The organism is Phytohabitans sp. LZ39 (genome assembly GCF_059359075.1).
The window spans coordinates 14,676-34,578 of sequence record NZ_JCADBM010000030.1; the positions used below are offsets into that span (position 1 = coordinate 14,676).

Annotated in this window: 10 protein-coding genes; 3 read left to right on the top strand and 7 right to left on the bottom strand. The window is 73.1% G+C overall.

Annotated elements, in window-relative coordinates:
* Positions 1–31 precede the first annotated feature (31 nt).
* The gene (gene eccCa, locus AC5L36_RS39645; RefSeq protein ID WP_441223963.1) at positions 32–3,997 is read right to left on the bottom strand and encodes a type VII secretion protein EccCa; all 3,966 of its coding nucleotides are present in this window, start codon (positions 3,995–3,997) and stop codon (positions 32–34) included.
* Between the two features lie 108 nt (positions 3,998–4,105).
* Between eccCa and eccD the strand changes: the two genes are divergently transcribed.
* Complete coding sequence (gene eccD / locus AC5L36_RS39650; protein ID WP_441223964.1) at positions 4,106–5,512, top strand: type VII secretion integral membrane protein EccD; 1,407 nt, start codon at positions 4,106–4,108, stop codon at positions 5,510–5,512.
* 6 nt (positions 5,513–5,518) lie between these two features.
* Complete coding sequence (eccB, locus tag AC5L36_RS39655) at positions 5,519–6,910, top strand: type VII secretion protein EccB (RefSeq protein WP_441223965.1); 1,392 nt, start codon at positions 5,519–5,521, stop codon at positions 6,908–6,910.
* A 446-nt stretch (positions 6,911–7,356) separates the two neighbouring features.
* Here the strand turns inward: eccB and AC5L36_RS39660 are convergent, their stop codons facing one another.
* Complete coding sequence (locus AC5L36_RS39660) at positions 7,357–8,592, bottom strand: S8 family serine peptidase (protein WP_441223966.1); 1,236 nt, start codon at positions 8,590–8,592, stop codon at positions 7,357–7,359.
* 17 nt (positions 8,593–8,609) lie between these two features.
* Positions 8,610–9,170, bottom strand: a complete 561-nt coding sequence (locus tag AC5L36_RS39665) for a hypothetical protein (RefSeq protein WP_441223967.1) — start codon at positions 9,168–9,170, stop codon at positions 8,610–8,612.
* 60 nt (positions 9,171–9,230) lie between these two features.
* On the opposite strand from AC5L36_RS39665, the gene AC5L36_RS39670 reads away from it, so the two are divergent.
* The gene (locus tag AC5L36_RS39670) at positions 9,231–9,737 is read left to right on the top strand and encodes a hypothetical protein (protein WP_441223968.1); all 507 of its coding nucleotides are present in this window, start codon (positions 9,231–9,233) and stop codon (positions 9,735–9,737) included.
* Positions 9,738–9,759: 22 nt separating this feature from the next.
* Here AC5L36_RS39670 and AC5L36_RS39675 read toward each other — a convergent pair whose 3' ends face one another.
* The 4 genes from AC5L36_RS39675 to AC5L36_RS39690 are packed head-to-tail and all read right to left on the bottom strand — an operon-like array spanning position 9,760 to position 19,638.
* Positions 9,760–10,716, bottom strand: coding sequence for an ADP-ribosyltransferase (locus tag AC5L36_RS39675; protein WP_441223969.1), 957 nt, complete (start codon positions 10,714–10,716; stop codon positions 9,760–9,762).
* Positions 10,713–11,582, bottom strand: a complete 870-nt coding sequence (locus AC5L36_RS39680; RefSeq protein ID WP_441223970.1) for a hypothetical protein — start codon at positions 11,580–11,582, stop codon at positions 10,713–10,715. The genes AC5L36_RS39675 and AC5L36_RS39680 overlap by 4 nt, the downstream gene beginning before the upstream one ends.
* Positions 11,579–12,766 (bottom strand): outer membrane protein assembly factor BamB family protein, encoded by a 1,188-nt coding sequence (locus AC5L36_RS39685; RefSeq protein WP_441223971.1) that lies wholly within the window; start codon positions 12,764–12,766, stop codon positions 11,579–11,581. The genes AC5L36_RS39680 and AC5L36_RS39685 overlap by 4 nt, the downstream gene beginning before the upstream one ends.
* Positions 12,763–19,638, bottom strand: a complete 6,876-nt coding sequence (locus tag AC5L36_RS39690) for an ADP-ribosyltransferase (protein ID WP_494909564.1) — start codon at positions 19,636–19,638, stop codon at positions 12,763–12,765. The genes AC5L36_RS39685 and AC5L36_RS39690 overlap by 4 nt, the downstream gene beginning before the upstream one ends.
* Positions 19,639–19,903: the final 265 nt, after the last annotated feature.

Consider the following 19,903-nt stretch of genomic DNA (forward strand, 5'->3'; position numbering starts at 1 on the left):
CCGGCACCAGGTCGACACACCCGCCGGTACGTCAGGTGGCGGGTGGGGTCCAGGCGAGCTGGATGAGGCGGGCGCCGTGGCGGCGGGTGAAGATCCAGGCGCGGCCCGGCGGGAGGATCTGCGGCTTCATCGTGCCGAAGAGAGCGCCCTCCTCGCGCGGCCCGGACATCATGATGCCGGGCGAGGCGAGCTCGCGGATCCGGCCGATGATCGGGTCGAACATCGCGCGGCTGGCGCCGCCGATGCGGCGGGTCAGCACCACGTGCAGGCCGATGTCGCGGGCCTGCGGGAGGAACTCCAGCAGCGGCATCAGCGGGTTGGCCGTGGCGCTGGCGACGAGGTCGTAGTCGTCGATCAGCAGGTAGAGCTCCGGGCCCTTCCACCAGCTCCGGCCGCGCAGCTGCTCGGGCGTCACGTCGGGGCCGGGCAGCCGCTCGCGCATGACCGTGGCCACCTGCTTGACCAGGTCGGTGGTGGTCTGCGCGGACGTGCCGTACCCGATCAGGTGTGGTGTGTCGATGGTGCCGAGCAGGCTGCGGCGGAAGTCGACCAGCATGAGACGGGCCTGGCTCGGGTCGTAGCTGGTGGTGACCATCTTCGCCAGGCTGCGCAGGAACGAGCTCTTGCCGCTCTCGATGTCGCCGAAGAGGATCACGTGCGGCTCGGCGTCGAAGTCGAGGTGTACCGGCTGGAGGTCGGACTCGGCGATGCCGATCGGCAAGCGCCCGCCGACCGGCGCGGGGAGGGTGGAGAAGGGCAGCTCGGCCGGGAGCAGGCGCACCGCCGGCGCGGGCTGGGCGGTCCAGTAGTCCTGGGAGAGCTTGACGAACTCGGCCACCGCGTCGGCCAGGTCGTCGACGCGCATCTCGCCGTCGATGCGGGGCAGGCCGGAGAGGAAGTGGAAGCCGTCCGGGGTGAGGCCGCGGCCGGGAGCGCCCTCGGGCACGTTGACCGCGGCGCGCCGGTTGATCGCGGAGTCGCTGGGGTCGCCGAGGCGGAGCTCCAGCTTGGTGCCGAACATGTCGCGCGCGACCGCCCGCACGTCCATCCAGCGGGTGGTCGCGGCGAGGATGTGGATGCCGTGACCGAGGCCGCGGCCGGCCAGCTCGTTGATCATCGGCTCGAGGTCTTCGAACTCGGCGCGGATCGTGCTCCAGCCGTCGATGACCAGGAACACGTCGCCGAACGGGTCGTCCGCGAACCGGCCCTGTGCCTTGGCCCGCCGGTACGCGGCGATGCCCTCCACGCCGTGCTGGGCGAACGTGGCCTCACGCACCTGCATCAGGCCGTGCATCTCGGCGATGGTGCGGCGCACCTTGTCGACCTCGCGCCGGGTGGCCACCCCACCGACGTGCGGGAGCCCGGACATGGCCGAGAGGCCGCCACCGCCGAAGTCGAGGCCGTAGAACTGCACCTCCCTGGGTGTGTGGCGGAGGACGAGGCTGCCGATCAGCGTGCGCAGGAAGGTGGTCTTGCCGCTCTGCGGGCCGCCGACCACCATGACGTTGCCGGCGGCGCCGGAGAGGTCGAGCCACATCGGCTCACGCAGCTGCTCGAACGGCTTGTCGATGATGCCGACGAGCCCGTGCAGCACCCGGTCGGGGCTGAGCGCCTGCGTGGTGAGGCCGCGCTCGGGGATCCGCACGATCGGCGCGAGCATCTGGCCCAGCGTCGGCGGCTCGTCGAGCGGGGGCAGCCACACCTGGTGGGCCGGCGGGCCCTGCCCTTCCATGCGCTCCACGAGCACGTCGAGCAGCGTCTCGCCGACCGCGCTCTCCTCCGGCTCGGCCGCCTCGGGCGTGGCCGGCTTGTCGTCGCGCGGCGGGGCCACGTAGTGGGTGGTGAAGTCGCGCACCGGGTCGATCTGGCGGCCGCGCGAGGTGGGGCGGTAGCCGTCTTCGCGCACGATGCCCGAGACGTACGCCGCGCGGAAGCGGATGAGGCCCTCGGTGCCGGTGCGCAGGTAGCCGTGGCCGGGCGCGCGGGGCAGCTCGTACGCGTCGGGCACGCCGAGCACCGCGCGACTGTCCATAGAGGAGAAGGTCCGCAGGCCGATCCGGTAGGACAGGTGGGTCTCCAGGCCGCGCAGCCGCCCCTCCTCCAGCCGCTGTGAGGCGAGCAGGAGGTGGATGCCGAGCGAGCGGCCCAACCGTCCGATCTGGACGAACATGTCGATGAAGTCGGGCCGCGCGGTGAGCAGCTCGCTGAACTCGTCGACGATCACCAGCAGGCTGGGCAGCGGTGCGAGCGGCACGCCGGCCGCCCGGGCCCGCTCGTAGTCGCGCTGTGAGGCGTAGTTGCCCGCCTTGCGGAGCAGCTCCTGGCGGCGGACCAGCTCGCCCTGGATGGCGCCGAGCATGCGGTCCACAAGGGACAGCTCTTCGGACAGGTTGGTGATGACCGCGCTGGTGTGCGGCAACCGGTCGAGCGCGGTGAACGTCGCGCCGCCCTTGAAGTCGACCAGCACGAAGTTGAGGATCTCGGAGCTGTGCGTGACCGCGAGCGCGAGCACCAGCGTGCGCAGCAGCTCGGACTTGCCGGAGCCGGTGGCGCCGACCAGCAGGCCGTGCGGGCCCATGCCGTCTTGCGCGGACTCCTTGAGGTCGAGCTCGATCGGCCGCCCGTCGGGCCCGACGCCGAGCGGTACGCGCAGGCGGTCGCGGTTGGGCCGGCTGGCCCAGGTGGCCGCCAGGTCGAAGGTGCGCGGGCTGCCCAGGTCGAGCAGCTCGGCCAGGCCGAGGTCGATGGTGGCACCGGCCGACGCGTCCGCGTACGACGTGGCGGAGAGCCGGAGCGGGGCCAGCTGGCGGGCGAGCACCTCGGCCTGCGGCACGTCGAGCGCGTCGGCCTTTCCCGCCTGGGTGGTGAGGTCCATCGTGGTGCCCGACATCGTGCCGTCGTCGGCGACGTCGAGCACGATGGCCGTGTCGTCGAGCAGGCGCGGCGGCGGGTTGGACAGGTCGAGGATCGTGACCCCGGCGACGCCGCCCTCGGTCATCAGGTGGTCGGAGCCGGCCGTCGAGCCGCCGTCGATGACCACGACGACGTGCGGCCCGCCCACCGCGTTGGACGTGGCGGGGTCGAAGCGCGGCCGGTTGGCCAGCACGTCGTCGAGCATCGCCTCGAGGGCGGTGACCGACGGGGCGAAGAGCCGGATGGGGCCGACCGCGTCGAGCTTGGCCGGGTGCTGCGCGTGCGGCAGCCACTTGGCCCACTCCCAGTGCGGCCGCTGCGCGTCCTGCGCGCACACGCCGACCAGCAGGTCGTCCGGGGCGTGGAAGGTCGCCAGCTGGGCCAGCGTCGCGCGCACCAGGTCGCGCACCACGGCTTCGGAGCCGCGCAGGTAGACCCGGGCGAAATCGCGCAGCGAGATCGCGACCGGGAGGTCCGGCACGATCGAGTACGTCGCGACGAACTTGCGCAACGCCATGGCGCACAGCGGCTCCAGCTCGTCGACCGGGCGGGTCGACGGCGGCACCAGCGGGGTGGCCACCTCCTGCGCGCCGAGGCCCATCCGCACGGTGCCGAAGTCGGCGTCGCCCCGGCGCCGCTCCCACAGCCGCCCACCGGTCGCCGAGGACCAGAGCGCGTCCGGCTCGGGGTGGCGGTAGGCCATGCTCTCGCGCTGCTGCCGGATGGTGGCGCGGACCTGCGCGCGAAGCTGGGCGAGGCGGCGCATGTACTGCCGGCGGGCCTCGATCATTTCCTTTTTGCCCGGACCCGACTGATTCATCATCATCATCCCCATCATCCCGAGGATGGAGATGCCGAACATGCCGCCGGCCACGTACGTCAGCGGGCCGCCACCACCGCGCTGACCCGCCATCATGAGACCCATCGCGGCACCGCCGGCCGCCATGGGCAGGATCATGAGCATCCGGGTCCACGCCTTGCCGGACGCCTGGGGCACCTCGGGAGGCGGGTCGAGCACGACCTCGCCGCTCGGGTAAATGGGCGCGGCACGGCGCGGCGGCCGTTTCACGATCACCGATGTCACCGCTGCCCTCCCCGTGGTTCAGCCTCGGTCAATCCTATAGATATGCCGCTCAGCCCCAACATGCTAGGTTGGGCGCGCTGTTTGCACGGTGACGGGGAGGTGACCAGCGTGACGGCCCCGGGCGGCCTCAGTCTGGCCAGGGTAACGGTCGCGGCGCCCAAGCGACGTATGGACGTCGCGCTGCCCGACAACCTCATCGTCGCCGAGTTGCTACCCCACCTGTTGCGGCATGCCGGCGACGACCTCGGCGACGCCGGCGAGCGGCACGGCGGCTGGGTGCTGCGCCGCGCCACCGGCGCCGTGCTCGAGCCCACCCGCAACCTTTCGGTGCAGGGCGTGCGCGACGGCGAGCTGCTCCATCTGGCGCCGCGCCGGGAAGACTGGCCCGAGCTGGCGTACGACGACGTGGTCGAGGTCATCGCGAGTGGCGCCCGGCGCGCCGGGCGCTCGTGGGGCGGGCCGGCGACCCGCGCGTGCGGCCTCGCGGTCACCGCCGCGATCCTCGTCGCCGGCCTCGTCGTACTCCTGATGGCCGGCCCGTCATGGGCGCTGCCCGGCGGTGTCGCGATCGGCGTCGCGGGCGTCCTCGCGGTCATCGGCATCCTGCTGTCCCGCGCGATGGCCGACGCGACCGCCGGCGCGGTGGTGGCCGCCGCCGGCCTGCCGTACGCGTTCGTCGGCGGGGCCGTCCTCGGCGCACCGAGCGGCACCGGGCTGACCGGCCTGGGCGCGCCCAGCATGCTGCTCGGCGCGGGCCTGTTGCTGGTCTTCAGCGTGATCGGATACACCGGCGTGGCCGCGGTGCAGCGGCTCTTCATGGCCGGCCTCGCGACCGGCCTCGCCGCGCTGATGGGCGCGCTGATCTGCCTGGCCGGCGCCTCCCCGCAGGGCGCCGCGGCGGTCACGCTCACCACGGTGATCGGCCTGCTGCCCAGCTACCCGCTGATCGCGAGCTGGCTGGGGCGCCTGCCGGTGCCCGAGCTGCCCGACCGGCCCGAGGCCATCCTCGAAGACCGCCCGGTGCCCAAGCGCGCCGACGTCTTCTCCGCCGTGGCCCGCGCGACCGAGCTGCTCAGCGGCCTCAACCTGGCGGCCGCGATCAGCTCCACCGCCGCCGTCGCGTACCTGGTGCTCGAAGACGGCGGCACCGCGGCCAACCTGCTGACGTTCTCGGCCGCGGGGGCGCTCCTGCTCCGCGCCCGCCTCTTCGCCCTGCCCCACCAGCGCGTGCCACTGCTGGTGAGCGGCATCCTCGGCATGGCCTTCCTGCTGTTCAGCTTCACGATCGACGCGGGCACGGGCGGGCGGCTGCTGGTCCTCGTGGTGGCCATCGTCGCCGCCGCCACGGTGCTCGCGGCCGGCCTCGTGTACAGCCGCCGCACTCCATCGCCCTACCTCGGCCGGGCCGCCGACATCATCGACGTGCTCGCCATCATGGCGCTGGTGCCGTTGGCCTGCGCGGTGATCGGCCTGTTCGGCAAGATCCAGGGCCTGTTCGCCTCGATCGGCGGGTGACCTCCGATGGCGACGCGGCGCGACCAGCTCCACTCGTACCAGTTCCTGACCCAGCGGGTGATCTCCGCGTTCGTGATGCGCGAGACCGACCCGCAGCAGTCGCCGCTGCGCCGCGGCATCGGCGCGGTGTTCGGCGGCGTGATGGTGGCGGTCCTGGTGGCCGCCGGCTTCGGCATCTACGGCATCCTGACGAAGGTCGGCAGCGACGGCTGGAAGACCGAGGGTGCCGTGGTCATCGAAAAGGAGACCGGCGCCAGCTTCGTCTTCGTCGGCGGCGCGCTGCACCCGACGCTCAACTTCGCCTCCGCCAAGCTCGCGTCCGGCCGCCCGAGCACGCAGGTCTTCCGGGTCTCCGGCAACTCGCTCGGTGAAGTGCCGCGCGGCAACACGATCGGCATTCCCGGGGCGCCCGACTCGCTGCCCGGGTTCAAAAAGCGCATCGGGCTGCCGTGGACGATTTGCAGCGTGGAGCTCACCGACAACGCCGGCGTCCGGATCACGCGGGTGCAGCTCGCCGTCGGGCGAGGCACCTCCAGCGGCCGCGGCCTGACCGACAGTGAGGGCATGCTGGTCCGCGACAGCGGCGCGGACACGACGTACCTCATCTGGCGCGGCCGCCGCCACCTGATCCAGGATCCGACAAACCTCGTACCGGCGATCTTCGGCGAGGTGCGCGCGGCGCCGGTCGGCTCCGCGTGGATCAACTCGCTGCCCGCCGGCAACGAGATCCGCACGATCAACATCGCCGACCGCGGGGAGCCCTCGCCGCAGGTGCCGGAGCGGGAGATCGGCGAGGTCCTCACCACGGAGACCGGCGCCGGCCAGCAGCACTACCTCGTCTTCGACGACGGGGTCGCCGCGATCACACCGATGCAGCTCGCCATCCTCGGCGCCGCGACCGACCTCAAGCGCGAAAACGTCGCCGTCTCGGTGGTCAACAGCGCGCCGAAGAGCACCCGTCTGCGCCCGCCGGCCAACGACGCCGGTGCCGCACCCGACTCGGCGCCGACGCTGGTCCCGGCCAGCGAGCAGGTCTGCGCGGTCACCTCGGACGGTCGCAGCCAGCCGGCCTTCTTCGCCGGCGCCACCGTCGACGGCCTCGAGACCGGCACGCTCACCGGATCCGCCTCCCCCGACGGCGAACTGCTCGCCGACCGCGTGCTGGTGCCCTCGGGCCGGATCGCGACCGTGCGCGTCCTGGCATCGCCGACGGCCGAGGCCGGCAGCTACTTCGTCGTCACCGACACCGGCCTGAAGTACGCGGTGCCCAGCGCCGACGTGCTGGAGCTCCTCGGATATCCCGCGGCCGACGCGATCGAGGTGCCCGCCGCGCTGATGCAACGCCTCCGCACCGGCCCGACCCTCGACCCGGCCGAGGCCGGCAAGTCCGCGGCCTAGAGGATCCAAGCCACGAGATAGAGATTTTGGGCTACCGCGACGTCCGTCGTGGTTCCTAGAGACCTTTCGGGGTCAGGGTCGCCGCTCGTCGTGGCGTTGCTTCGAGGCATATTTTTGCCCATGTCCGCGTCAGCGGCGGACCGTATGCTCCCGCGGGCACCGTTTCCGGCCGGCGGCTCGCAGGGCGAGCCGAAATCCCCGGCCGTCCACTGCCAGGTCCGCGAGACAAGCCCCGAAGGGGATCTTCGACCACCGCCCGGCGCGAGCTCACATTCACCCCGGCCCCCTTTCTCCCCCTCCGGCTTGCGCACAGGGGTGGCCGGGACCAACAGCGGACGGGTGAGGCCGCGGGAGCAACGGCATGGACCACGACGGGCATCGCGGTAGCTCAAATCTCTGCCTAAGGAGGGCCGAAGCTACCCCGACTCCGAAGGGTCTCCGGAGGGCTACGGGAAGAGTTGCACCGGTGGGCCGGGCTCGTCCGGCTCGGTCTCCTGCTTGGGTGGCGGCGCTGCCGTCGACCGCCAGAAGCGCCGCCGGCCGCGTGGCAGGACCACCGCCACCACGAGCACGATCAGCACGGCCGCGACGGCGATCCCGGTGCCGATCATCGCCACGTCGCGGGCGCGCGCCCAGGCAGGCGACTCGTCCGACGATGCGTCCGGGAGGTCGGGTAGGGGCTGGGCTGAGGCGGCCGCCAGGCGGGCGGTCACCGCCGCGTACGGGTCGACGACGCCGCTGCCGTATCCGGGGCCGCCCGGTGCGGGCACGGCCGTGCGCTCGAGCTGGCGGGCGATGGCGCCCTGCCCGGCCAAGCCACCGGCCCGCGCGCGCACGAGCGCGGCTGTCGCGGCCACGAAGCCGGTGGCCACGGCGGTGCCGTCGGCGAGGGTCATCCCGCCGTCGCGGCTGAGGGTGAGCACCTTCTCGCCGGGAGCCACCACGTCGACGTAGTCGCCGCGCTGCGACTTGCCCCAGAGCACGCCCGACTCGCGGATCGCGCCGACGCCGACCACGCCGTCGTATCCGGCGGGGTAGGGCGTGGGGATGGTGCCGCGCTCGTCGCCCAGGTCGCCGGCGGCGGCCACCACGACAACGCCCTTGGAAATCGCGTTGGCCACGGCGCCCTGGAGGACCGGGCTGTCCTTGTAGGTGATGGCGGAGACCGCGATGACGCTGGCGCCGCGGGCGACGGCCTCGTTGACGCCGCGGGCCAGCACCTGCGGCTCGGACCCGCTGCCGCTGCCGAACCGCTCGGCCACCACACGAATCGGCAGGATCGTCACCTCAGGAGCCAACCCGACGAACCCGACGGACTGCTCCTGCCGCGCGGCGATCACACCGGCGACCTGTGTGCCCGTGCTGATGCAGTCGTCGTTGGCCGCGCCGCTGCCCGCCACCGCGTCGAACCCGGCGAGCACCCGGCCACCCAGCTGCGGATGGCCGGCGTCGACGCCCGAGTCGAGCACCGCGACGATCTGCCCGCCACCCCGGGTGAACGGCCGCACCCGCTCCGGACCCAGCATCCGCTGGGCCCACGGCACCTCCGCGACGGTCGGGCCGGCCTCGACACAGCGCTGGTTGGCCGGGGCGCGCGGAGCGGCCGCCGCCGGGACGGCGGCCACCGCGCACATCGCGGCCGCGACGCAGGACACCGCCGTGGTACGGGCGAAGCGACTCACTCCGGGTAAACCTCCGGTCACAGGTCGCGAAACCGGTCTTCCATCTCGTCCGCGAAATTCTGCCGGCGCCGCTCCAGGTGGTCGCGCCGGAAGTGGGCCGGGTTTTGCTCGTAGGTGGCGCGGCCGTGCGCGGTCCAGAACGAGGACTCCGGCACTGCCTCGCCGCCCTCCGGGATGAACTTGAGGATCTCGCCGAAGGCCGCCACCGCCAGCGCGAACGAGCGCTTGCGGTCGGCGTCGACCGACGGGTCGCCGGAGCGCGGGGCGGAGCCGTCGTGGATGCCCACGTCGGCGATCAGCCGCCACTCTCCCGGGTCGAAGAGCTGCGAGTGCTCCGGACCGCCGAAGAACACGACATCGTCGGGGCCGGGGACGCTGGGACGCTCGGGCAGGCGGAAGACGAACTCGCGCGGCGCCTGACAACCCCGGCACACCCCGTGGTATCGCCGGGCCGGCGCGCCCTCGTCGTCGGTGAGCCCGCTCTCCCAGGCGACGTCGACGCTCTGGCAGCGCTCGCACGGGTGCAGGTCCATGTAGAGGTGGGCCTCGTCCCGCGTGCGGACGACCGGCAGCGCCATGTGTGCACCTCCCCGCGACAGACCAGCGCTGGTAAATCTAGCCGATGCTAGCTTCTCCCCGTGGAGCTGCATCGCACTGGCGGGGGCGACCGCAAGCTGGCCCTCGTCGGCCTCGTCTACGGTCTGGTGAGCTTCGTGGCCGGCGGCGCCTTCGCGGCGGTGGGCGCGTGGCTCGTCGCGTTCATCGTGTGGGCGTCGGGCGGCTTCTTCTTCGTGCTCGGGCTCATCGTCCTGCTCGGCTCGCTGCGCCCGTTCCGGATCGCGCTGAGCGAGTCGGGCCTGGTCGTACAGTCCGAAGGCCACCGCTTCGCCGGGCCGTGGAGCCAGGTCGACGGCATCTACATCGAGCAGACCGCCGCCGCCGGCAGCCCACCGATCTCCCGGTCGCTGCTCGTGCTGTGGGTGGCCGACGACGTCCCGATGCGGCACGAGGCGTCGTTTCCGCCACAGGGCAACGGGCGCAAGGGCCACGTGATCGCCGAGATGGACAACATCCGGGAGACGCACAACCAGGTCGCGGACGTCCTCCGCCGGTACGCGGGCGAGCGCTTCCGTTCGCTACGCTAGCCGCCCCGACTCCGAAAGGTCTCTAGACGACGGTGCCGGCCACCTGTACGCGGCCGTCGCGGAGGTACACGTCGTCGATCCGGATCGTCAGGCCGCGCGGCAGGATCAGCTCGCGCTCGTGCGGGTGGTGGCTCCGCCGCCCCATCCACAGCGCGCGCGTGCCCTTCGGTACGACGAGGCGCAGCCAGCACGCCGTGCGGTACGCGGGTGTGGCGCCCAGCGACACGGAAAGGTAGCCCGGCTCGGTGTGCGTGCTGCCGGCGAGCGCGCGTACGTCGGCCCCGCCGCCGGACAGGTGTGCCACGTCGTCGACGCCGCGCAGGGTCTCCAGCGACTCCGGCAGCGGCGACACCATGGCCTGGTCGAGGAGGCGGTACCGCTCGGCGAAGTCGCCGTACAGCGGCTTCCGCCCGAAGATGGCGGCGAGCCCAGCGGCGCGGGCCGGGTCGGCCAGCAGCTCGGCGAGGCGGGCCGGCGGATCGTCCGCCTGCAACAGTGCATTGTGGACCTCGGGCGCGCGGGTGTAGTCGTACGCCGCCTGCTGCACGGTGTTGAGACCGGCGGGCGGTGACCCGGTCGCGGGCTCGACCGAGGGCGACGGTAACGGCGACTGCGGGGGTGGCGGAGGGGCGGCCGGCGCGGGCAGGCTGGCCGCTTCTCGCTCCGGTCCGCTGACGACGCCGGCCCGCTCGTCCTCCGGGAGGTCGGCCAGGTGCCGCAAGGCCTCGCCGGGCGTGTGGCCGGCCGCCTTCGCCTCGGCCAGGCGGCGCAGCCAGGGCGTGCCGGCGTTCCAGCCGTCCGGACCGGCGCTGTCGCGATCCACCCAGCCGGCGGCACCGTCCACATCAGACGCCCAGAGCAGGCCGATCGGTTCGCCGCCGCGTACGACCTGGCGGTACGACACGGGGCCCGTCGTGGTCTCGGCGTAACGCTCCGGGAGGTGGACCGGGCGGAAACGCGGGTCGCCCCAGCGGTTCACGGACTCTCGCGGGCGCGGGCGATCTCCTTCAGCGCCGCCAGGCTCGCCGCCTCCCGCTCCTCGGCGCCGACCGTGCCAGCCTCGCCGGCCGGGCGCCCGGCGAAGCCGCGCACCGCCTCCAGCGGCGAAACGCCTTCCGCGGCCGCCTCGGCGAGCCGGGCCTCCCAGGCGCCCCACACGTCGTTGTCCTCCACGTCGAAGCCGCGGCGCTCGTAGGCGGCCGCGTCGTCCGAAGTGGACGCCCACAGGTACCCCATCGTGCGGCCGTCCTTGACAACGGTGAGGTAGCGCACCGGCCCGTCGGTGACCGCGAGGTATCGCGGGCGCGTGCGCGGGCTGGAGGTGGCGATCTTCGGCTCCCAGCCCTGCGAGCGGTCGAGCGGTGTGCCGTCGGGGAGGTAGCCGAACGGGGCGGGCGGAAGCTCGGTGATGTCGGGCGGTGACCCGGGGTTGGCGATCTCACGCAGCTCGCGCTTGCTCGGCACCTCCTGCGGGACCGCGCCGGCCGGGATGGCGCCCGCCTGCGGGTCGGGCGGCGCGCCGATCCAGTGGGTCAGCGCCTGTAGCGGGGTGAGTCCGTCGGCCTCGGCCTGCCGCAGCCGCTCGCTCCAGGCGACCGCGGCGTCGAGCGACCGGGTCAGCGGCGGCGCCAGCACGCGCAGGAAGCTCGCGGCGTCGTCGGCGACGGACGCCCAGAGGTAGCCGACGATCTCGCCCTCCAGCAGCACCGGCAGGTAGCGGAGCGGCCCCTCGCTGGTGGCGTTGTAGCCGCCGTGCGGGTACGGGTCGGTGTTGGGCGGCAGCGGCGGTGGCGGCGCGTCCCACGGCGGGACGTACCCGTCGCCTGGCCGGCTGTCCCCGTTCATTCGCCACGCTCCTTCGCCACGACCGGAAACGCCCAGAGCCGCTCGGCACAACCGACGTAGACGAGGCCGTCCGGGGTGACCAGCGGACCGTGGGTGATCGGTGTGTGCGCGTGCCAGCTCCAGCGCGTGCGGCCCTCTGGGTCGATCGACCGCACCAGCGTCTGGTCGGACATGTCATACCACTGCCGGTAGTCCCGCCAAACGGTGGAGCTGGGCTGCGCCATCGCGACGACACCCCCGTCCGGCGCCGGTTCGAGAGCGGCGGCCTCGGCCGGCATCCGGTGCTCCCAGACGCATCCTTCGCCGGACTCGAAGGCCACCACCTGGTACTCCAATTTCATGGGGCCGACCTGGACCTGGCCGCCCAGCCCCGCCATCCGGTGCACGCCCGGCGGCGCCGGAAGCAGGACGAACGGCGCGCGGGCGGGGGTCGGCACGGCGACCGGCGTGATCCCGGGCGATGCGCCGTCAAGCAGATAGATGCCGTGCTGGGTGTACGACTGAAGCTCCACCAGCGCGCGGTCGCGGTCCAGCCGCATCGGCCGCGCACTCATCTCGTAACCCGACCCAGCCGGCCGCGGTGTCCAGTCGTCCGGACTCGGGGCGCGGACGCCGGCGGGATCGGCCAGCCAGCGCACCTGGCCGTCGCGGTCGAACGCCCACAGCACGCCGTTGCGGTCGACGACGATGACGTCGCCGACCGGGAGCGGCTCGTGGGTGCCGATGGCCCGGTCGTGGAAGTCGACCGACCATCGGGGCTGTCCAGCACGTGTGACACAGTGGAGAGTTGCCTGGCCCGGCACGATCACCCAGTACGCGAGGTCGCCCCAAGGCGTGAGGCTCGGCAGTTGGCCGCGAGGCGCCGGAAACGTGGCGTAGGCCTCACCGGTCCGCAGTTCACGCGTGACCACGGTGCCGTTTTCCATGCGAATCAAGGCGCCCTCTGGCGCGACGACCATCGCCCGGCCCTCGCTGTAGTGGCGTCGCGGGGCAGATGCCCGCCACATCTGCTCTCCACCCGCTGTGAAGGCGAGCAGCGACTCCGGCATCGAGACCACGCAGCCACCGGACGGCAGCGCAATCAGGCCTCCGCCTCCTGGGCCGGGCAGTTCGGCCACCCACAGTGGACTGACGCTGGTGCCCGGCGCCGCGGTCTGCGGCCAGGCCCCCCCGTCCGTGGTCACGATTCCCACCTCAGTACCCGCCTCAGCGACTTGAGTTCTTCGTTCAGCTGCCTGTCCAACAACACCATGTCGGTGGACTGAAGATCGTCCTCTGACAGTTTGGTCAGGGTGTCCAGCACATCCCGGATGGCGAACCGCACGGCGAAGCCGGTGACCGCAGCCTCGGGTATCGAAGGTCCACCGGACCGCTGGTACGCGTCCAGAAACGCCGCCTGAAGATCTTGCGTCTCGTGCCGCTCGAATCCCGCCTCACCCGAAAAATGGGCGAGTCGCTCGACCATGTTGGCCAGGTCGCGAGCCGGGGACCCGATCGGCGTCCCGGCGGAGTCCATGCCGAAGTGACCGTGGGAAATGTCGATGAACGTGACCCTCGCGGACGGGTCCCAGAAGATGTTGCCCGGGTGGGCATCACCGTGGATGAGTGCCGCACCGCCCGGTGCGGCAAGCGCCGCGCCGATAGCCTCGTCGACACGCCGGCCCAGCTCGTCCGCGTCGACCCCCTTGCCAGCGAGTGTCTCCCGGTGGTCGAGCACCGCGCCCAGCTCCCGGCGCGCCAGGCCGTGGTTGAACTCCAGGAAGCCCCGGTCCACCGGCCCACCCGAGCCGGCGGGCCGGCTGTGCAGCTCGGCGAGCGCGGCGCCGCTGTCCCACACCGCCCCACGCAGCTCCGCGAGGGCCGCCGGCCGGGCCGCCGGCGTCGCCCGGGAAACGTCACGGATCATGTCGAAGACGCTACGCCCGGGAGCCACCGAGAACACGGCGGCGCCGGCGGTGCCACCGGGGAGGTCCACGACCGCGGCCCCTCGCACCGCGGGGATCCGGAAACGCGAGAACTCCGGCGAACCGAGCCGGTCGAGCGCCGACAGCTCCCGCACCATCTCCTCGACCCGCGGGAAGATCTTCAACACCGCCGCGAGGTTGCCCTGGCCGTCCATGACCAGCCAGACGGGCGCGCCCGACTCGCCCTTGCCCGGCCCACTGCCCAGTCGGTCAATACCGACGTCCCGGCGGGCCAGCGAATCGGCGGCGAAGTCTCGCAACGCCCCGTCCAGGCCCTCGTCGCCGACGTCCAGCCTGGGCGCCGCCTCCACGAACCTGCTGAGCGCGCCAGGGTCAACGAGTCCGTTGGGCGTACGGGTCGCCGTCACCAACTCTCCGAGGTTGGCGGCCGGCGTGGGCTGGCCCGACGGTATCCCTGGACCCGCGACCTGCGGGCCACGTACACCCGCGACGAGCTCGACCGTGCCGTCCGGCCCGGGGCGGACGTCCACAATGGTGTACTCCGCGTCCCGGGGCAGGATCAGCTCCCGCTGGTCGGGATAGACGCTGTTGCCGCCCATCCAGATCGCCGAGTTGCCGCGCGGCACGTCGAGCACCAGCGTGAACGGATGGCTGGTGCCACCGAACGCGGCCGAGGCGCCCAGCGACGTCGACATGTACCCGTTGGCCTGCTGGGTAGTGCCGACCAGCCGGCGCCGGATCTCGTCGACGGTCAACTGCGCGCCGCGGTCGTCCAGCCATCTGCCGGTCGAGTCCTGGCTGAAGTTCAACGGGCTGCCCGCGGCGTCGCGCATGAAGTTGATTTCCTGGAGCCCGCGGTGTGCCCGCACGCCGTGCCGCAGCGGGGTGGCCCGCATGGCCTGGTCGATGACCGCCATCCGGGCGCGGATGTCGGCCTCGGTCGGGAACCGCCCGCCGAACGTGCGGATCAGCATGCCGCGCACGCCGTCGTCGGTGACGATCCGGTGCAGGACGGCCGCCTGCCGCGACGGTGGCTCGCTGAGCACCTGGTCGACGAGCCAGCGTTCGAGCGTGCCGCGCGGCGCGTTGCGCTGTGCGCGGGCGTACACGTCCGACAGCGTCGGGACGCGGCCGCCGAAGAGCGCGCGCACCGAGTCGGCGGTGCCCGCGCTGTCCCACCACCGCTGAAGCACCTCGCGCGCGTCGCCGGTCCGGGCGACAGTGTTGTACGGCCACGAATGCCGCGTGTACTCGCGGATGGCGGCCTGCTGGTCCGGCGGCAGCCGGTGGAAGTCTTCGCCGAGCAGCCGCTCGCCGAACGCCTCGCCGGCGGCGTCGCTGTCGAACTCCCAGACGCCGTTGTCGTTGAGCCGCCCGTAGTCGGCCGGGTGCGGCCCGGCGGGCGGCGGCGGAGCGGCGTGGCGCGGCACGTGACCGACGCCACCGTCCATTGTGGGCGGTCGCGGCGCCGGGACGTGCGGCCCGGCGGACGGGAACGGCAGCGCGGCCGTCGGGTATCCGAGCCGCGCGAGGTCACGGTCGACGCCCATCAGCTCGTGCCGGATGGCGAGCTGCTCGACCGGCGTGCGGGCGTTCTGGAACTGCCGGAGCAGCACCTCGCGCTCGTTGAGCCGGGCCCGGACGTGCCCGTCGCCGTGGGTCAGGTCGGTGTGCGGCACCGGCGTCTCGCGGCCGAACGCGCGCAGGATCGTGTCGACGAGCCGCCGCACCACGCCCTGCGGCCGGTGCTGGTCGAGCGCCGCCCGTACATGGATGGTCTCGGTGATCTCGTGCACCCAGGCGCGGGTGAGCTGCTCCGGCGCGACCCGGTGGTTGACGACCGTGACGTGCGGGTCGTGCGCGGTGCCGGCCCGTACGGTCGTCTGCGCCACGTTCGGGATGCCCTGGCCGACCACCGGCCGGAAGTACGCCGTCCGCCCGTCGGCGGTGTCGACGCGGACGAGGTTGCCCTCGGTGCCCACCCAGAGCACGCCCTCGCCCTGGAAGAACGACGCGTCCACCCGCCCGGCGGCCCAGTGCAGCTCGTCGAGCGAAAGGTCGGGCACGTGGCCGGCGCGCCCGTCCGGCACGAAGTCGGTGTCCGCGATCGGGCTCGCCGTGTGCGTCGGCCCGGCTAGGCCGCGTACACCCCCCGCTCCGGCCAGCTCGCCTCGCTGCGGAACAGTCGCGTCACCTTGCTCACGATCGCCCAGTAGTCGTGGTCCTCGTTGCCGTCCATCGAGGTCCCCCGCTGGGACGCCTTCTCGATGACCAGCCGCCGGTCCATCTCCGGGTAGCCGAAGGCGTACTCCACCTCCCGTTGGTCTTCCCGGACCTTCTCGAAGTCCAGCAGTATCGCCATCGAACCGCTCACGTCCCCACGATGTGTCTAGATCCTCGCCGGTGCCGCCTTGTCCGGTCAGGTCGCCGGGGGTCTGGCCGTCCGCATCGAGTCGAGGACGCGGTATATGACCGTCTCCGCCGGCAGCGACTCCGCTCCGGTGATCTCCACGGTCAAGCGTTCCGCCGTCGGCCGGTCGACCGCCTCGCTGCGCCCCAGGTGCGTCCGGCCGAAGATCAGCCGGTTGACCAGCTCCGGGTTGTACTGCCATTTGCCCTGCGAGTGGTCCCAGATCAGGGCTCCCCCACGGACTGGGTCCAGCACGCAGATCCCCTTCGGCGGGCCGGTGCGCTCCCTCGACTCGTGGATCGCGTAGTACGCCAGCATCCTCCACCCTCACCTCGTCGACCGCGGCCGGATCCGCCGCCCGCGGCTCGAATCGCAGCTCCATGAGCTGGCCGCCGGGGGCCCGCAGGGACACGCGCGAGCCGTCGGCTTCCACCCGGATCTCGGTGTAGCCGCGCCCGTTCAGCTCCACGACGACCGCGTCGAACGCCGCCGGGTAGGCGGTGCCGCCGGGCAGCTGGACCGAGAAGCGCACCGCGTCGCCCACGGTGGCGGCGAACTCTTCGACGGTCCGGCCGGTCGCCGCGCTCTGGTCGTAGAACTGGCGGGCCAGCGCGTCGAACTCGGCGACCCGGTGCTCCTCGCCGACCAGCCGCGCCTGGCCCGGCGGGTGGCCCTGGCTCTCCAGCGCCCGGGACAGGCGGGCGACGATGTTGTTGAGGTCGCCCAGCGCCCGGTCGGCCACCGCGTGCGCGTTGCCCAGCAGGCCGGTGAGCACCCGCACCTGCTCCGGCGTCAGCCGGGTGACCGCCTCCCCGTCGCCGGTCAGTCCTCGTTCTGCGGTGGCTCTCCCTTCCACTGGAAGATCCACCAGATCGTGTCCTCGTCCGGGAGCTCCTGCCCACCCGTCGCGATCGGGGCGGCCCGCTCCGCCTCCTCCCGGGTCACCTCGTCCGACCGGTCCGGGTTGTCCGTCATCCAGCCGCCCGCTCCCCCGGGGTCGTACGTCCACGCCCCCGCCCGGTGGCTCCAGATCAGGCCGTGCCCCTCCGTCCCGTCGAACCCCTGGACCGCGATCCCCGCCGGCCGGCGATCCGTCGTGGACCGGTAGAGCACGTAGTACCAGAGTTCTCGCTTCCCCAAGACGCCCCTCCAGCCGCTCCGAGACCGGGAAATCACTGCGGTCCAGGCCGAACTCCGCGACGATGTCCGCGAAGCTCCGCCCATTGAGATCCAACCACGCCGTGTACTCCGCCCAGGCGCGGCCGTTTCGGCCGATCCAGGCCGCGAAGCTGGTGTCCACCGGCGCGGGTACACCGGGCGGGATCGCGTCGGCGAGGCCGAGCCGCCTGTTGACCGCCAGCATCTCCAGGTGGGCGTGTACCCGCCGGACCGCGCTCTCGTCGTCGCGCCGCACGACCTCGTACAGCTCGTGGGTCAGCTCGCCGGCCCGGTGCGAGAGGTCGGTCGGAAACTGCACCTCGAAAAGCTGTCCGGACGGCGCGCGCAGCGTCGCGTTGAAGCCGAAGTGGCGGTTGCCCGGCGCCCAGAAGTTCTTCGTCTCCACCAGCGTGTACCCGCGGCGCTCCAGCCCGGCCAGCGTCTCGGCCACCGCCGGCGCGTACGCGGGTCCGTCGGGCAGCCGCAGCGTGAACCGGAGGGCGTCGTTGACCTCGGCCGCGAAGTCGTCGACCGTCCCGCCGGTGTGGTCCCGCTCCGTCACGAACTTGCGCGCCAGCGAGTCCGCGCCCTTGACCCGCGTCTCCAGGTGGCGCAGCTCGGCCGGCGGGTCGAGGCCCAGCCGGCGGCTCACGTCCGCGCCCACGCCGTCCAGCACCGCCTGGACCCCGTCGGCGGCCTCCTCCGCGCGGCCGCGCACGCCGTCCAGCACCGCCGCTTCCGCGTCGGTGACCGGGAACGTCCGCAGCTCCGGCTTGGCCAGCAGCACCGGCTGCGGCTGCGCGCCCCAGAGGTGGCCGGGCAGCAGGCTGCGCTGCTCGGCGGCGCGGAAGACGGCCATCTCGCCGTAGGTCTGCGGCACGGTCCCGCGGGCGTACACGACCCGGCCCTCGTCGCCGCCGGCCACCCAACGGCCGTCGGGCAGCTCGCGGATGTCGACGCCGAGCGCGTTGCGGGCGATCCGGTCCGGCGGCCACTCGCCGGGCCAGGCGTCCAGCCGGTCGCTCGGGCTGTGCGCCACGAACGGCACCTCGTCGAGCCCCGCCTCGCGTGCCGCCCGCAGGCGCCGGTTGTCCAAGCTGGACAGTGAGCCGTCGCCCCACCGCACGCCGTGCACCGGCCCGCCGCGCCAGCCGCCGCGGCTCATGTTGTCGACGAGGTCGCGCGCGGTGATGCCGTCGCTGGTCTGCGGGCTGACGCTGCGCTGTGTGAAGCGGATCGCCTCGGGTGACACCAGCGCGGTGTGCGGCAGCGCCTGGTCGTAGCGGGCCCACTCCTCCGGCGTGAGCGTGGCCGGGTCGAGCCCCAGATCCCGGTACGTCGCCTGGCCGACGCCCAGCTCGGCCAGCTCCTCCGGCGTGGGGTCGCGGAACATCGTCTCCGGCGCGGGACTGTCCGGAATGGACGGAGTGGGGGCGCCCGGCGTGTCCGGGGTCGCCGACTCACCGCGGGTGTGGAACGGGCCGCCCTCGCTGACCTGCTTGACGCCCTTCCAATCGGCGCCGAGCAGCGCCTCCTTGCCGATCCACGTGGCGTCGCGGCCGCTCTGGCCGTCGCGGCCGGCCTGGCTGATGTCGTTGGGTGTCGGGTATCCCGCGCTGCCGAACGGGTGCCGGGCCGCGCGGTCCAGGATCTCCTGCCCGGCCTCGTGCTGCCGCCGCATCTCGCCGACCAGCGCGTCCGGATCGCTCTGGCCGTACCGGCTCCGCAGCGCCTCGATGTCTACAGTGGAGTCACCGGCCGCCCAGCGGGACACCTGCCGCGCGTCCGCCTCGACCCGCCGCATCTCGGCGCGCAGCCGGTCGAGCACGGCGTCGGCGCGGTGCTGGGTGTTCGGCGCCCAGTCGTAGCCGGCCCGAGCCCACGCGTAGCCGCCCACAGTGGACGCGGCGTGGATCTCGATGTGCGAGACGCCGGAGTAGCGGTACCAGTCCTCCATGAACCGGTTCCACTCGCCCGCGAAGCCCCGGCCCTGCACGCGCTCGTTGAGCCGCAGCGAGGTGTGCTCGACCCGGATGCCGCCGTCGTGGTCGCGGTGGAACACCCGCACGACCCGCCCCACGTAACCCAGCTCGGGGTCGACGATGTCGAGACGCACCGTCACGTCGTCGCGGTACACGCTCACCGCGTGCGGGTCGTCCAGGTCCATCCGCACGCGCATCCCGGCGAACTCCTGGCCGTCGAGCAGGCGCGCGAACTCCTCGCGCACCGCGCCCTCCCACCGCGCCACCTCCTCATCGGTCTGCGGGAGAAGCTCGTCCAGCGACGGCGGTCGCCCTTCGCGCCGCCAGGGCCGGTCATTCCAATGCCCGTCGTTCGCGCTCTCCGCGGTGGGCGCCGGCTCCGCTGTCCCACCATCCACATTGGGTACCGGCGCCAAGTCCTGCCCGCCGGACTCCGGCTGTGGTGGGGTCGGCGTGCTCGGTGCCGGCGGCGCCCAAGCGTGCGGCGGCGGCGTGGTGGTGGGCGGTGGCGGCGCCCACGGGCTCGGCGTGGGCGGCATCGTCGTGGGCGGCGTCGACCACGGGCTCGGCGCGGGCGGCATCGTGGTGGGCGGCGTAGACCACGGGCTCGGCGACGGCGGGTAGGTCGGCGGCGGCGGGTAGTGCGGTGCCGGAGCCGGCGGCGGTGGGGTCGCGTGGGCGGACGGCCGCGTGCCGAGACCGAAGAGGCGGCCGAGCCGCTCGAGCAGCCGCCGGCCGAAGCCCCTCGCCGCGCGGTCGGTGGCGGTGCGGCGCTGGATCGCGTCCGCGATCTCGTTCGCCAGGATCTGGTTGAGGTGGTGCGGCGGGGTGTTGCCGTCGACGCGG